Origin of the sequence: Mesorhizobium sp. M1E.F.Ca.ET.063.01.1.1, assembly GCF_003998155.1 — a bacterium.
In the GTDB taxonomy this organism is placed as follows: domain Bacteria; phylum Pseudomonadota; class Alphaproteobacteria; order Rhizobiales; family Rhizobiaceae; genus Mesorhizobium.
On sequence record NZ_RZSC01000085.1, the window covers coordinates 1 to 14,228 of the forward strand.

Consider the following 14,228-nt stretch of genomic DNA (forward strand, 5'->3'; position numbering starts at 1 on the left):
ATCCGGCGCTGATTGCGGCCTATGACGACCTTTTCACGGCATTCCGCGCGGCACGCCAGGTGCTGGGGCCTGCCTGGGATGCTCTGGCTGCCGCGCGCCGCAACGCGGCAGGCGCCTCCGCCGAAACGCCTGAAGGAGCAAGAGATGGGGCTTGAACCGAACACGGTCGATCTCTTCGTCATCGGCGGCGGCATCAATGGCGCCGGCATCGCCCGAGACGCGGCAGGTCGCGGCCTGTCGGTCGTGCTGTGCGAAAAAGACGACCTCGCCGAGGGCACCTCCTCGCGCTCCGGCAAGCTGGTGCATGGCGGCCTGCGCTATCTCGAATATTACGAGTTCCGGCTGGTACGCGAAGCGCTGATCGAGCGCGAGGTGCTGCTCAAGGCCGCGCCCCACATCATCTGGCCGATGCGCTTCGTGCTGCCGCACAGTCCGCAGGACCGGCCGGCCTGGCTGGTGCGGCTCGGCCTGTTTCTTTACGACCACCTGGGCGGCCGGAAAAAGCTGCCGGGCACGCGCACGCTCGACCTCAGACGCGATCCGGAAGGAGCACCGTTGCTCGACCGGTACACGAACGGCTTCGAGTATTCCGACTGCTGGGTGGACGACGCGCGGCTCGTGGTGCTGAACGCTGTCGGCGCGGCCGAGCGCGGCGCCGAGGTGCTCACCCGCTCGTCTGCCGTTTCCGCCCGCCGCGAAGATGGCGCTTGGACGGTGACGACGAAAAATTCGATGACGGGGCAAACGCGCATTTTCCGCGCCCGCTGCGTCGTCAATGCCGCCGGCCCGTGGGTTTCAGACGTCATTGGCCGTGTCGCGGGATCGAACTCGTCGCGCAACGTGCGCCTCGTCAAAGGCAGCCACATCATCGTGCCGAAGTTCTGGCAGGGTGCGAATGCCTATCTGGTGCAGAATCACGACAGGCGCGTTATCTTCATCAACCCCTATGAAGGGGACATGGCGCTGATCGGAACCACCGACATCGCCTATGACGGCCGCGCCGAGGATGTGAAGGCCGACGAGTCCGAGATCGACTACCTGCTCGCGGCGGTGAACCGCTACTTCAAGGAGAAGCTGCGGCGCCAGGACGTGCTGCACTCCTTCTCCGGGGTGCGGCCGCTGTTCGACGACGGCAAGGGCAACCCGTCCGCCGTGACGCGCGATTACGTTTTCGACCTCGACGAAACCGGCGGCGTGCCACTGCTCAACGTCTTCGGCGGCAAGATCACCACTTTCCGCGAACTGGCCGAGCGCGGCATGCGCCGGCTGAAGCATATTTTCCCGCAGATGGGCGAGGACTGGACCAGGAATGCGCCGCTGCCCGGCGGCGAAATTCCCAATGCCGACTACGAGACCTTCACCAACAGCCTGCGCGAGGCTTATCCGTGGATGGCGCGCGATCTCGTGCATCACTACGGACGGCTCTACGGCGCGCGCACCAAGGACGTCGTCAAGGATGCGGCAAGCATAGATGGTCTTGGCCGCCATCACGGCGGGCTGCTCTACGAGGCGGAGGTACGCTATCTCGTCGCCAAGGAATGGGCGCGCACGCCGGACGACATCCTGCTTCGGCGCACCAAGCACTACCTGCATCTCACCGAGGCCGAACGGCACGCCTTCGCCAGATGGTTCGAGGCCGAGCGCCTTGCCGAGGCAGCGTGAATGCCGATGCGACTTCGACCCAGGATCACCTTCGGGACCGACACGTCATGGCGCTGACGCTTTCCCTGAACACCAACCCGCTGGTCAACCGCTTTGCCGAGCCGGACGACCTGATCGAGACCGTCGCCCGTGGCCTCCAGCTGCGCGACCTGCAGCTCACGCACGAGTTCATTAATCCGAGCTGGCCGGCGCCGGTGGTCCGGCGGCTGACCCGGCGGATGACGGCGGCCCTGCGGCGCACCGGCGTCCGGGTCTTGAGCGGCATGACCGGTCCCTATGGCCGGCTCAACCATTTCGGTCATCCCGACCGCGACGTGCGCCGATACTATGTCGACTGGTTCAAGACCTTCGCCGACATAACCGCCGACCTCGGCGGTGTTTGCGTCGGCACCCAGTTCGCCATCTTCACCTTCAGAGACTATGACGATCCGGTCCGGCGTGAGGAGCTGATCCGCATCGCCGTCGACTGTTGGGCGGAGGTGGCCGAGCACGCCAAGGCGGCTGGCCTGCAGTACGTTTTCTGGGAACCGATGAGCATCGGGCGCGAGTTCGGCCAGACGATCGCCGAATGCCTGAAGCTGCAGGACAGGCTGACCAAGGCCGAAATGGCGGTGCCGATGTGGATGATGGCCGACATCGACCATGGCGACGTGACCAGCGCCAATCCGGACGACTACGATCCCTATGCCTGGGCCCGCGCGGTCCCCAAGGTATCGCCGATCATCCACATCAAGCAAAGCCTTATGGACAAGGGCGGACACCGCCCCTTCACCGCCGAGTTCAACACCAGGGGCCGCATCCATCCCGAGAAGCTGCTGAAGGCGTTGGCCGAAGGTGGCGCCGTCGATAACGAGATCTGCCTGGAGCTGAGTTTCAAGGAACGGGAACCGGATGATCGGCAGGTCATTCCGCAGATCGCCGAAAGCATAGCCTTCTGGGCGCCCCATATCGACACCGGCGTGCAAAGCCTGAATATCTGAGCCGACGACGATGACGCCCAAACGCGCGATGAAGGACTGCAGATGGTGAAACGCCCAGGTCAACTGGACCCGGAAAGGTCGCTCGCGATCCGCGCCGCCTGGTTGCACTACGCCGGCGGGCTCACCCAGGCCGAGGTGGCGAAGCGACTCGGGCTGCCCTCGGTGAAGGCGCATCGCCTGATTGCCCGGGCTGTGGCCGACGGCGCGGTGAAGGTCTCGATCGACGGCGAGATCGTCGAATGCGCCCTGCTGGAGAACCAGCTCTGCGATCGGTTCGGGCTGGACTTCTGCGAGGTCGCGCCGGATCTGGGCGAGGAAGGCCTGCCGCTGCGGGCGCTTGGGCTCGCGGGCGCCAGTTTCCTGCGTCGCGAGATCGAGCGCGGCGAGGACAGCGTCATCGGTATCGGCCACGGCCGCACGCTCGCCGCCGCGGTGCATCAGATGCCGCGCTTCGAGGCCGCCGGCGTGCGCTTCGTCTCGCTGCTTGGCGGCCTGACGCGCAACTATGCCGCCAACCCGCACGACGTCATGCATCGACTGACCGAAAAGACCGGCGCACAGGCCTATGTCATGCCGGTGCCCTTCTTTGCCAACTCCGCGGAAGACCGCGAAGTGCTCCTGGCGCAGCGCGGCGTGCGCGAGATTTTCGAGATGTCGAACCGGGCGACGCTGAAATTCGTCGGCATCGGCACGGCGGATGCCGGCGCCCAGCTAGTGGCGACCGGCATGATTGAGCCGCGCGAGATTGCCGAGATCACCGCCGTCGGCGGCGTCGGCGAAATGCTCGGCCACTTTTTCGATGCGCGCGGCCGGGTGCTGGAAACAACCTTGACCGCCCGTACGCTCGCCGTCGATCTGGACGGACCGGCGGACAGCCGGATCATCGCCATCGCCGGCGGCCCCACAAAAATCGAGGCGATCCGCGCGGTGCTGAAGAGCGCGCGGCTGAAGGGTCTGATCACCGACGAGCCGACGGCCCGGGCCCTGGTCGGCGAAACTGGATGACCATGGCATGACGCAGCCGAAGCAAGTCTGGATCGGCACCAGTTGGAAGATGAACAAGACGCTGGCCGAGGCGCGCGCCTTCGCCAGCGGGCTTTCGTCCGATCCCGGCGGCGATCCGCGCATCCAGCGTTTCGTGATCCCGCCCTTCACGGCGGCGCGCGAGGTCAAGGCGATGCTGAACGACACCACGGTCAAGGTCGGCGCGCAGAACATGCATTGGGCCGACGAAGGCGCCTGGACCGGCGAAATCTCGCCGATCATGCTCAAGGACTGCAACCTCGATATCGTCGAGCTCGGCCATTCCGAGCGGCGCGAGCATTTCGGCGAGACGGACGAGACGGTTGGCTTCAAGACGGAAGCTGCGGTGCGCCACGCGCTCGTTCCGCTTGTCTGCATCGGCGAGACCTTGGCGGAGCGCGAGGCGGGCCGTGCCAGCGAGGTGCTCGGCAGGCAGGTGCGCAGTGCGTTGTCGAAGCTTACCGCCGAGCAGAAGACCGCGCCGATCCTGCTCGCCTATGAGCCGGTGTGGGCGATCGGCGCAAACGGCGTACCGGCGACCTCGGACTATGCCGACGCCCGGCAGGCGGAGATCATCGCTGCCGCCGGGGACGTGCTCGAACGCAGCGTGCCCTGCCTCTATGGCGGCTCGGTCAATCCCGGCAATTGCGCCGAACTCATCGCCTGCCCGCATGTCGACGGGCTTTTCATCGGGCGCTCCGCATGGGCCGTCGAGGGCTATCTCGACATCCTCGGCAGATGCGCCGCAGCACTCTAGAAGGAGTTGACCATGAGACTTGCAGTGGCTGGAGACAGCGCCGGCGAAGGCCTGGCGAAGGTTCTTGCCGACTACCTGAAAGACAAGCACGAGGTTTCGGAGGTGTCGCGCACGGAGGCCGGTCCCGATCCCTTCTACGCCAATCTTTCAGACCGCGTCGCCAGCGATCTGCTGGCGGGAAAGTATGACCGGGCCATCCTGATCTGCGGCACAGGCATCGGCGTCTGCATCTCGGCCAACAAGGTACCGGGCATCCGCGCCGCTCTCACCCACGACACCTACTCGGCCGAGCGGGCGGCACTCTCCAACAACGCCCAGATCATTACCATGGGTGCGCGCGTCGTCGGCACCGAACTCGCGAAGGCCATCGCCGACGCTTATCTGAAGGAAAGTTTCGATCCGAAGGGTCGGTCGGCCGGCAACGTCGCCGCCATCGACGACGTGGACGCCAAGTACAACGCTCGCTAGCTGTGAAACCTCAACACAGGCAGGCTCGCGTCAGTGGTGCCGGAGCGATCGCCATTGCCGCATCCGGCAGTCGCGTAACGGCTTGCCGGGCATGAGGAGAAGAAGCGGCGGACGCGGGGGAGGGCGATGATTCGGCATCCGCGCCTTGATCGCATCCAACTTTCAAGTGAGCCCGAGCCGGACGAGGTGGCGAACGACGGGCGAGAACATCTCCTGGCCGATGTAGGTTCCAGTGTTCGTGCGCTCGAAAAGTGCTTCGGCGAGAGCCGGGTCTTCGACCACGGCAATGCCAGCCTGGCGTGCCTGAGCGACCATATCGTTGGCGGCGCGGTCCTGGCTCTTGCCAACGATCGTCGGTACGGGTGTTTCGCCCTTGATGTAGCGTAGCGCCACTGCAAGGTCGCCGGACACGAAGACGATGACCGCGTTTTTTACGCCGAGCCTTGCAGGCTGCATCACCGCCTCGCGCCGCTGCCGCTGCTGTTCATGCCTGATCAACGGATCGCCTTCGAGATCCTTGTGTTCGCGCTTGTACTCGGTGGTCGTCATGCGCATGTCGCGCAGAAACAACCAGCGCTGAATGGGAATGTCGATCAGGCCGATGGCGACAAAGGCGAGGGCGGCGGCAATTCCAAATGGCGTCAGCACCGCTTGGACAACCGGCTCCAGGCATGACGGACCGCAGCCCGGCGCATCGAAGAGCGGCTGAAGCCATGCGATCAGGATGAATACGAAGAGGCCCGCCAGCAACACCACCTTGGCCAAGCCCTTGGTGAACTCGATGACGTTGCGGAGCGACAGGATCTTCTGCAGGCCCTTCGCCGGATTGATATGATCGAATTGCGGTTTGAGCGGCTCGAACGAGAAGACCGGGCCGAATGTCCCCAGCATGCCGAAGATAGCAGTGAGCACCACAACGATCGCGACCAGCGGCAGGGTTATAAGCATCACCGTCGAGAGCCAATGGTGGATGGCCCGCAGGCTGACCTCCGCGAATCCGCCGTTGGGTGTCGTCACGATCCGCACGAGATCCAGAACGTGTTCGACGAGCATCGGCCAGGCGAAATAGAGATAGGCAAGGGCTGCAAAGAGAGTGAAGCCGGAAACCAGGTCGCGGCTCTGTGGAACCTGACCTTTCCGCCGGGCGTCGCGAAGCTTCTTGTCGGATGCCGGTAGTTTCTTTTCCTCAGCTTCTTCGGCCATGTTGCAATCTTATCGCACTGGTGTGGTTCCAGCCGGCCGACGACCTGTGTAAGGTGCGGCGGGCTTGAATACGGAGAGGTGGATATGCGGCAGCATGTCGTATTCTTGCCAGTCGTCGTCCTGCTGGCATTGACCGGTTGTCAGACGACCAAAACCGATGCCGACAAGGCGAAAGCGCAGGCCCCATCCTCGCAATCGGAACGCTTGATCAAGCTTGCGGACGATATCGATGCGCGCGGAGACAGCGACACCGCGATCGCGCTCTACCAGCGTGCGGCGGCGATGCCGGACGCCAAACCGATCGCCCTGGTCAAGGCGGGCGAGGCCTACATGCGCGCCGGTTATCCGGACCAGGCCGCCAAGGCCTATCAGGCTGCGCTCGCCAAGGCTCCCAATGACGGCCAGGCGATGCTCGGCCTCGGCTCGGCGATGATCGAGACGGGCGATGTCGATGCCGGCATGCGCGCCCTCGCGCAGGCCGCGCCGCTGGTCAACACCAGCACCGCCTACAACCGGCTGGGCGTGGCGCAGACATTCGCGGGCCAGACGGCCGAGGCGCAAACGACGTTCGCACAGGCGTTGAAACTTGCGCCGGGCGACCTCGATATCGAGACCAACATGGCGCTGGCGGCCGCACTCGAGGGCAATTCCGCCGCCGCGCATCCGCTGGCTCAGAAGGTCTCCGCCGCACCCAATGCGCAGTTGCACCACAAGCGCAATATCGTGGTGGTATACGGGCTTCTTGGTGAAGAGGACCAGGTCAAGGCTTCGCCGCCGATCGGCCTGACGACCAAGGAGGTAAGCACCTTGCTCGCTCGCGCCAAGGCCATCCGCTCGAAGGGCAGCACTCAGGCCAGGGCCAAAGCGCTCGGCTCTATCCTCGGCTAACGGGTAGGACGTCCGAAGGGGTTTTCCGTCGAGCTCGTTGCCAAGACAGATGGCGGGAGCAGGGCAGGGCGGGCAAAGCCGCATCTGCCCGTTACTCGACGGGAAGTGTTGTCTGCGGCGTCGTCGGCGGCGCGCTGTTGGCTCCGCCGGTCGGAGCTTCTTCGCCATCGAGGTAGCGCCGCGCGGCCCTTGCGCTCGGCGCCGCGGCCGCTTTCCCCAACTGCCGGCCCTCGACCAGGTCCCGCTGACTTTCGGCCATGCGTTGGAGGTTGTAGGCGTTGGCGCAGCCGGCCGGCAGCTGGGAGCCGACGCCCGAGACGATCGTCAGCCTGGTCGCGGCGGGCGTGCCATCGTCATCGGCCGGTTCGGCCAGACACGCGTCGGGAGCGAGGACGGAGCCGCCGACGCCTTTTTCGGAACCGCCGGTGTCGGTCGAAACGTAGCTGTAGCCCGGAGAGTAGTCCTGCGGCTCTCGCGGACCGTTCATGCAACCCGACAGAAGCAGCACCGGGACAATGGAGCAGAGAGCAATGGGCGATGTCATGGTTGTTCCCCCCTATTTGACGATCAGGCCCATCGCCGACGCGTCATTGACCCGCTTGCGGCTGTGGCGCTTGGCCGCCGGACGATCGAGCGGCGTGGCGAGGCTGTCGCGCACCGGCGCGACCAGATAGGGCGTGATCAGGATGACCAGTTCCGTCTCTTCGCGCTGGAAGCGCTGTGACTGGAAGAGCGGGCCAAGCACCGGCACATCGCCGAGAACCGGAAACTTCTCCAGATTGCGCGAGGTCCGTTGCTGGAAAAGTCCCGCGATCGCAAAGGTCTGGCCGCTTGCCACCTCGACCGTCGTGTCCGCTCGCCGCACCACGAAACTCGGCATGGCAAAGCCGTTGGCGCTTACGGCGCCGGCATCCGACAAGGAGCTGACCTCCGGCTGGACATGGAGCGCGATGCGATTGCGGCCGATCAGCGTCGGGGTGAAGCCGAGGGACACGCCGAAAGGCTTGTATTGAATGGTTGTGACATCAGTTCCCTGCGCGATCGGCACCGGAATTTCGCCGCCGGCGAGAAAGTTCGCGGTCTGGCCGGTCACGGCAGTTAGGTTCGGTTCGGCCAGTATCTTGACGACGCCGTTGCGCTGCAGCGCTTCGATGAGGACGTCGAAATTGATGCCGTGCGCCTGGTCCATGTGCAGACCGAAATTCCCGTCGCCGGAAGGCACGCCATTGTCCTGGAACATGTTGAATTCGAAGCCGCCGCTTTTGTATCCGACGGACCAGTCGACGCCGTAGGACTGCAACTCCGTGCGCGAGACCTCGGCGAAGCGAACCCGGATATTGACCTGCTGAGAACCCTGCACGGTCATGTTGTTCAGAGGCGGCTGCTCCGGCGGCGAGAACGTGCGCGCGACATTGTCCAGGTCCCTCGCCTCGTCGATGCCTCGCGCTTCGCCCGTGGTGACGATGCGGGTCCCGAAAATGTGGAGGTTTGTCGCCGAGTTCGGCTGCATCGCGTGCTTGGCCTCGTTGGCGGGCGTGACATCGGGCGTGACGCGGAATTGAGCCGTTGCCTCGATCTGCTCATCGGCTTTGACCGCAATGAGATTGGTCAGGCCGGGCTTGAGGCCGAAAACATAGACCAGGCTCGGTGACACGATCTGAAGGTCCGCGATCGTGGTGTCCGCAATCAGCACGGATTCGACCGGTTCGTTGAACCGCAACAAGCGTCCCTGTCCGACAGGCAGGTCGAGTGTCGGCTTGCTCGGCAGTGGCGATGCGTTCTGCGCCGAGGCGTCGGCAAGCATGAACAAAAACGCCAGCAGAAAGCAGGCCGCCGCGACAGCGAGCCGGCGCGCGTCCATCCGCCTGGCGAAAGCGGCGGACCGAACGCCTGCTGCGGTATCGTGGATTGTCATGCCGTTCCTCTCCTGAGCATGTGGATTTCCCCGACGCCTGCTTCCGCCCCCTCGGCGTCAGGAGGTCGCCTCTTGTCCGGCATTCGCCTGAGCCGGCGGAAGCGACTGGGAGACATTGCGCGTACGGCCCTTGTCGGAGCGCCCGGCTATCGTGGCCAATGGCTGGACGTTGAATTCCTGGGCGAGTTCCTGGAAGGACAGAACAGGGAGCTCGACGGCATTGTGCGCGAGCAGGCTTCGCATATGACGGCGCACATCCATTGCGGCGAGCACCACCGGCGAGACACCGGTGTCGCTCTGCGACAGGGCTCGCTCGATTTCGGTGACCAAGGACTGGGCGCCGTCGTCCGAGAGGTTCAGGAACGTGCCGGTCGAGGTGTTTTGCACCGCGCTTCTGAGGATATCCTCGGCCGAGCGCTGCAGAACGTAAGCCGCGATGATGTTGTCGCGGCCCGCGGCGCGGAAGCTGATCTGGCGCTTCAGGGACGTGCGGACATGTTCCGTAAGCAGAACGACGTCCTGTTCGCGCTGACCCCATTCGATCAGCGCTTCGAGGATCAGCCGCAAATTGCGGATCGGCACGTTTTCATCGACGAGGCGCCGAAGCACTTCCGCGATCTTCGGCAGCGGAACGATCTCCTGCGCCTGCCTGACCAGATCCGCGTAGTCCGGCTCCATGTCCGACAGAAGCCTTCGGGTTTCCTGGATCCCGACGAAATGGCCGGCATAGAGGCGCAGTGCATTTGCGGTCCACCTGGCCGCGGTCTGCGCCGGTGTGGAGAAGCTGAGGCCGGCTTCCTTCAGTGCCGAGACGTGGTGAGCGTCAACCCAGATGACCTTGCGCAGGCCAGCGATCGGAAGGCCCTTTTCGTAAGTCACATCGAGCAGATCGAGATGCATCAAATCCGCTTCGACAAGAACGCGGTCGGCAGGAATCTCCGCGTCCAGAATAGGTGCTCCTTCCAGATCGATGCGGATCATTCGCGGTGGAATCTTCGCGTCGACCTGAAGGCCGATCGGCGGAACGTCGATGCCGAGATCGCCGAAGAGTTCGCGGCGCACGCCGTCGGCGAGCGTTGCAAAATCCGGCTCCGGAATAGAGGGCGCGAGTTCGGCTCCAACGCGTACGACGACGCGGGAGGAAGAAGGCAGCGCCGCGACGGGTGTCGCAGAAATCGACGCAGGCCTCCCCAGCGGCTCGGCCATTGCGGTTTCGCCGATATCGTGGGGCTCCGGGTCCCGGGCAGTGCGGCGATTGACTGCATAGGCACCGGCACCGAAAGCGGCACCGAGGACGAGAAATACGATGGAAGGGAAGCCCGGCACCATGGCCAGGCCGACCATGATCACCGCCGCGAGGGCGAGCGCGCGGGAGTCCCGCAGAAGCTGGCCGGTGATTTGCCGGCCGAGGTCGTCGGTGCCGTCCGCGCTGCCGACCCGCGTCACCATGGTGCCGGCGGCCACGGCGACAAGCAGCGCCGGTATCTGGGCGACCAGCCCATCGCCCACCGTGAGCAGCGAGTAGGTCGCGGCGGCTTCTCCCAGCGACATGTCGTGCTGCAGCGTTCCGACGGCGAAACCGCCGATCAGGTTGACCAGGATGATGACGATGCCGGCGATGACGTCGCCCTTGACGAACTTCATGGCGCCGTCCATCGCGCCGAACAACTGGCTCTCGCGCTCGAGCTGCCGGCGCAGGTGGCGTGCCTCCGCCTGATCGATGTCGCCGTTGCGCAGCTCCGCATCGATGCTCATCTGCTTGCCCGGCAGCGCATCGAGCGTGAAGCGCGCGGCCACCTCGGCGACGCGTTCGGCGCCTCGCGCCACCACGATGAACTGCGCGACCGTGATGATCAGGAAAACCACCAGGCCGATCGCGATGCTGCCGCCAACGACGAAGGTGCCGAAGGCGGTAATGATCTCGCCTGCATCGGCCTGGAGCAGGATCAGTCGCGTGGTGGTGATCGTGATGGCCAGCCGGAACAGGGTGGCGATGAGGATGACCGACGGCAGCGAGGAGAACTGGAGCGGATGGGAGACGTAGAACGAAGCCAGCAGGATAAGCACGCTGATGGCGATGTTGGCGGTGATGAGAACGTCGACAAGGAAGGTCGGCAACGGGACAAGCATCATCACCACCGCGACCAGCATCAGGATCGCAATGACGAGATCGCTTCGGCGGGACAGCCTCGCCAGGAATTGCACAAGACGCTCCGAGACGGTCATTCGGCACCTCGTCGCGACAGGAAGCTTCGCATGGCGTCATGCGCCTCCGTCTTGCGGCCGGCGGCGAGCAAGGCACGGCTCTTCAGCAATCCAAGCGTCGGATGGTCCATTCCCTCCAGGGTCTCCAGCCGAGCGATTGTCGCGAGCGCCTTGTCGGCCTCGCCGTCGAGGATGAGCAGGTGCGCCAATGTCCGCAGCACGCCGGCATTTCCCGGCGAAAGCTGCGCGGCGATGAGCAGGTACGCCGCGCCCCGCTTTGCCTGCCCGTGACACCCGTAGAGATAGCCCAGGACGTGCAGCAGCTGCACCGTGTCACGCGGATCGGTCAGGTCTCGATTCCTTCCTGCATCCTGCCAAGCAGATCGCGATGACGCTCGATCTCATCCTCCATCAGCGTTCTGGCGAGGGCCTTGAGTTGTTCGCCGCCGTCCAGATCGGGAACCTGTTGCGTCACGAAATGCCGGAGAATAGATGCGCACCGACGCAGGATGGCAGGCTCGGGGATGGCGGGCATGACGAACTTGGTGAGTATCTCATCAAGCGATTCACCAGCCGAACCGTGCGCAGTCTGGAATTCCGCGGTTTCGGGCTTTTCCGTACCCGCGGTTGGTTTTGTCCCCTGGGCCCGGTTTGTGGCCCTGCCGGTGCCGTTCATCCGACGCCGGTAAATCCCCTGGCCGCGCACGCCTTCCGCCTGCCGCAATTCGCGGCCTGCGGCGGTGTCCTTCGTTGCCGAGTCGAATCGCGGCCCTTCGAGCCGGCGGTTCACGGATATTTCAGCGCGACCGTGGCGCCGCCCTTCGTCAGAACCAGTTCCGTCTCGCCGATGTGCTTGATGGTCCAGCCGTCATTGGTGAACGCACCTTCATGGTAGCGGGCGCCATCGGCAGCGATGACATAGGGCCGCGCGCCGTACCAGATCGCCTGCAGCGTCAGACGCGGGGGCTGTTCGGCGTTGCCGATCATGACGTTGGAGACCAGGGGAGTGCGGGCGCCGAATGCCTGGTCGAACCAAGACTGCGTCTCCGTCCAGGCGCCGTTCTTGTCATCCGGAATCAGACCCGAGACCACCAGGCGTCCGGGCGACCGTTCGACGGTCAACGTGCTTATCCCGGATTGCTCGAGACGCTGCTTGAGTTGGTTTTCCGCTTCGGCAGCGTTCTGCATTTCTTCGGACGACGAATCGTCCATCACACGCTGCCCTGCATCGCCGGCGAAGGCCACTCTGGTCACCTCGCCGCCGGGTGCGGAAGCCCTCTCGGCAATATCCGGCTTGGCGAAGGAAAAGCCGATCGCAGCGATGGAAACAGCGAATACGGCAAAGACAGCCGCGCCCGCAGCGAGGAAGGGACGGTTGGAAACAGACCAGCGATCTGGCGTGCGCCGCGGGTCAGTCAGCAGGATACGGGCTTCGCCGACCGTTATCTCGACCGGCAGCCTGCAACGGCTGCCCTGGCCCTCATGGAGCGTCTCGCCCGTGGCGAGGGTGACGTCGCCGCCGACGGCCTCAATTTCAATCTGGCTGCCTTTGCGCCGCAGCCTGACGTGGATCGGCGCTATGCCGGCATCCGTGAGGACAATGTCGGACTCCGTGCTTGATCCGACCGTGTAGAGCGGCTCGGCCAGACTGAGTTCCGCGCCGGCATGAAATCCATGAATGACATTGAGCGCAACGCAAGACCCGGATGCAGGGCCAGGGGCAATCCCAGGGGCAATCATCGAGCGGACCCAACGCGCCGGATTCAAATCCCCAGACCTGCCGATAGAGTTAGCGGTCATGCCACTTCATCTCCCGCCGATATGATTTGAGACCCAGCCTGGTTGCGTAGAAACATCTGTGCGCCGCCGGTTGCTTGCGGCGACGCATGGGGCTTGAGAATCCCGCCTCAGGCCTTTTCGGCCGACTGACCGAGCGTCCTCGCGGTGCTCATGAGCATGTCATGCTGGGATTTCGCGATCTCTTTGGTGATCTCCAGGCCAAACATGCGCTCCTGGTGCTTGATCATCTTGTCGAGGTTCTGTTCCGGCGATCCGGCGGAGCCGGATGTAATGGGAGGGGTTGCAGCCATCATTGTCTCCTTGGGGGACTATTCAGGTCGCAATCTCCGGAGCCGCACGCGACGAACCCCGGCAGATTGCCAACGCAGTTTACGGCAGCGCGATCCGAATTGAAAGTCCATTTGGAATTTATGAAACAGTTCAGTTCCAACTGTTGCGTTGCCGGCTGGCGGGGAGTAACTTCCAAGATGGGCAAATGGGGTATATCAGGATGGAAAAAGGTCCTTTGGCCGAGCTGTTGGTCGAACGGTTCGAGAACATGCCGCCGCAATTGCGGGTCGCCGCGCGATTCGTGCTGGATCATCCCAAGGATGTCGCATTGATGTCGATGCGCGAGCAGGCGCACCAGGCCGGCGTTTCGCACAGCACCATGATGCGGCTGGCGCGGTGGCTTGGCCTCGATGGCTACGAGGACATGCGCAGCCTCTATGCGCGGGCGCTGCGCGAGACGGCTGCCGGCGAGCCGGCTCGACAGGGGGGCGAGAGGGACGGCGCTTCCGGATTTTCGACTGTCGGGGTCGTTGCCGACGCCCTCGCGGCCCAGATTTCAAGCCTTGGCGAATATGGCAATGCGATGCAATTCATCGCCGCCGCCGATCTCGTGGGAAGGTCCCGCAACCTGTTCGCCCTTGGCTCGCGCTCCGCCTATCCGGTCGCGAGCCGCTTCGTTCACATCATGTCGTTCCTGGCCGCGAGCGACCGCAGGGTGACGCTTGTCGGCGACATGGCTGGTCAGGGTCTGGATGCTCTCCAGCTTGCGGGAGGCGGCGATGTGCTGCTTGCCGTCGGCATGGCGCCCTATGACCGAACGACGATCGACGTGGCGCGCCAGGCGGCCCGGCAGGGCGTCGGCGTGGTCGCAATCACCGACAGCAGCGTGTCGCCGCTGACCCGGATCGCGCGGGAAACAATCATCGTCGCATCAAGTTCGCAGTCGTTCTTCCGAAGCATGGCACCGGCGTTCGCGGCCGTCGAGATCCTGGCGGCAGTGACGGCAATGCGCTCTGAAACGAATGCCGCGGAGCGGGTAAAACAGTCGGAAGAGCAG

Annotated in this window: 16 protein-coding genes; 8 read left to right on the forward strand and 8 right to left on the reverse strand. The window is 64.4% G+C overall.

Annotated elements, in window-relative coordinates; translation table 11 throughout:
* Nucleotides 1-144 precede the first annotated feature (144 nt).
* From EOA29_RS09690 to EOA29_RS09710, 5 genes are read left to right on the forward strand one after another with little or no spacing between them, the layout of a single operon-like run.
* A complete protein-coding gene (locus tag EOA29_RS09690; RefSeq protein WP_126092895.1) occupies nucleotides 145-1,662 on the forward strand; it encodes a glycerol-3-phosphate dehydrogenase in 1,518 nt (505 codons plus the stop codon).
* A 47-nt stretch (nucleotides 1,663-1,709) separates the two neighbouring features.
* Nucleotides 1,710-2,642: a TIM barrel protein gene (locus EOA29_RS09695; protein ID WP_126092896.1), complete on the forward strand. Its 933-nt coding sequence runs from the start codon at nucleotides 1,710-1,712 to the stop codon at nucleotides 2,640-2,642.
* A gap of 42 nt (nucleotides 2,643-2,684) precedes the next feature.
* Entirely contained in the window at nucleotides 2,685-3,647 is a 963-nt protein-coding gene (locus tag EOA29_RS09700) for a sugar-binding transcriptional regulator (RefSeq protein WP_126092897.1), read from the forward strand.
* 7 nt (nucleotides 3,648-3,654) lie between these two features.
* Nucleotides 3,655-4,422, forward strand: a complete 768-nt coding sequence (locus tag EOA29_RS09705) for a triose-phosphate isomerase (protein ID WP_126092898.1) — start codon at nucleotides 3,655-3,657, stop codon at nucleotides 4,420-4,422.
* 12 nt (nucleotides 4,423-4,434) lie between these two features.
* Nucleotides 4,435-4,890 carry an RpiB/LacA/LacB family sugar-phosphate isomerase gene (locus EOA29_RS09710; RefSeq protein ID WP_126092899.1) on the forward strand — a complete coding sequence of 152 codons (456 nt, stop codon included), beginning with the start codon at nucleotides 4,435-4,437 and terminating at the stop codon, nucleotides 4,888-4,890.
* A gap of 162 nt (nucleotides 4,891-5,052) precedes the next feature.
* Here EOA29_RS09710 and EOA29_RS09715 read toward each other — a convergent pair whose 3' ends face one another.
* A complete protein-coding gene (locus tag EOA29_RS09715; protein ID WP_126092900.1) occupies nucleotides 5,053-6,093 on the reverse strand; it encodes an EscU/YscU/HrcU family type III secretion system export apparatus switch protein in 1,041 nt (346 codons plus the stop codon).
* A gap of 84 nt (nucleotides 6,094-6,177) precedes the next feature.
* On the opposite strand from EOA29_RS09715, the gene EOA29_RS09720 reads away from it, so the two are divergent.
* Nucleotides 6,178-6,981 (forward strand): tetratricopeptide repeat protein, encoded by an 804-nt coding sequence (locus EOA29_RS09720; protein ID WP_127220821.1) that lies wholly within the window; start codon nucleotides 6,178-6,180, stop codon nucleotides 6,979-6,981.
* Between the two features lie 91 nt (nucleotides 6,982-7,072).
* Here the strand turns inward: EOA29_RS09720 and EOA29_RS09725 are convergent, their stop codons facing one another.
* The 6 genes from EOA29_RS09725 to EOA29_RS42910 are packed head-to-tail and all read right to left on the reverse strand — an operon-like array spanning nucleotide 7,073 to nucleotide 12,313.
* A complete protein-coding gene (locus EOA29_RS09725) occupies nucleotides 7,073-7,525 on the reverse strand; it encodes a hypothetical protein (protein WP_126092901.1) in 453 nt (150 codons plus the stop codon).
* A 12-nt stretch (nucleotides 7,526-7,537) separates the two neighbouring features.
* Nucleotides 7,538-8,896 carry a type II and III secretion system protein family protein gene (locus EOA29_RS09730; RefSeq protein WP_245464635.1) on the reverse strand — a complete coding sequence of 453 codons (1,359 nt, stop codon included), beginning with the start codon at nucleotides 8,894-8,896 and terminating at the stop codon, nucleotides 7,538-7,540.
* A 57-nt stretch (nucleotides 8,897-8,953) separates the two neighbouring features.
* Nucleotides 8,954-11,122 carry a type III secretion system export apparatus subunit SctV gene (sctV, locus tag EOA29_RS09735; protein ID WP_126092902.1) on the reverse strand — a complete coding sequence of 723 codons (2,169 nt, stop codon included), beginning with the start codon at nucleotides 11,120-11,122 and terminating at the stop codon, nucleotides 8,954-8,956.
* The gene (locus tag EOA29_RS09740) at nucleotides 11,119-11,430 is read right to left on the reverse strand and encodes a hypothetical protein (RefSeq protein WP_245464636.1); all 312 of its coding nucleotides are present in this window, start codon (nucleotides 11,428-11,430) and stop codon (nucleotides 11,119-11,121) included. Before EOA29_RS09740 ends, sctV begins: the two co-directional genes overlap by 4 nt.
* Before the next feature lie 17 nt (nucleotides 11,431-11,447).
* Nucleotides 11,448-11,891 carry a hypothetical protein gene (locus EOA29_RS09745; protein WP_126092903.1) on the reverse strand — a complete coding sequence of 148 codons (444 nt, stop codon included), beginning with the start codon at nucleotides 11,889-11,891 and terminating at the stop codon, nucleotides 11,448-11,450.
* Entirely contained in the window at nucleotides 11,888-12,313 is a 426-nt protein-coding gene (locus tag EOA29_RS42910) for an EscD/YscD/HrpQ family type III secretion system periplasmic domain-containing protein (RefSeq protein ID WP_348628873.1), read from the reverse strand. The genes EOA29_RS09745 and EOA29_RS42910 overlap by 4 nt, the downstream gene beginning before the upstream one ends.
* Here EOA29_RS42910 and EOA29_RS42915 point away from each other — a divergent pair.
* Nucleotides 12,239-12,721 carry a hypothetical protein gene (locus EOA29_RS42915; RefSeq protein ID WP_245464985.1) on the forward strand — a complete coding sequence of 161 codons (483 nt, stop codon included), beginning with the start codon at nucleotides 12,239-12,241 and terminating at the stop codon, nucleotides 12,719-12,721. The two genes, EOA29_RS42910 and EOA29_RS42915, sit on opposite strands and share 75 nt — an antisense overlap.
* 287 nt (nucleotides 12,722-13,008) lie before the next feature.
* On the opposite strand, the gene EOA29_RS09755 is transcribed toward EOA29_RS42915, so the two are convergent.
* Nucleotides 13,009-13,191, reverse strand: a complete 183-nt coding sequence (locus EOA29_RS09755) for a hypothetical protein (protein ID WP_126092905.1) — start codon at nucleotides 13,189-13,191, stop codon at nucleotides 13,009-13,011.
* Between EOA29_RS09755 and EOA29_RS09760 the strand changes: the two genes are divergently transcribed.
* Nucleotides 13,182-14,228 (forward strand): MurR/RpiR family transcriptional regulator (locus EOA29_RS09760; RefSeq protein ID WP_245468447.1); only part of this gene is annotated, 1,047 nt, incomplete at its 3' end. The genes EOA29_RS09755 and EOA29_RS09760 overlap by 10 nt on opposite strands.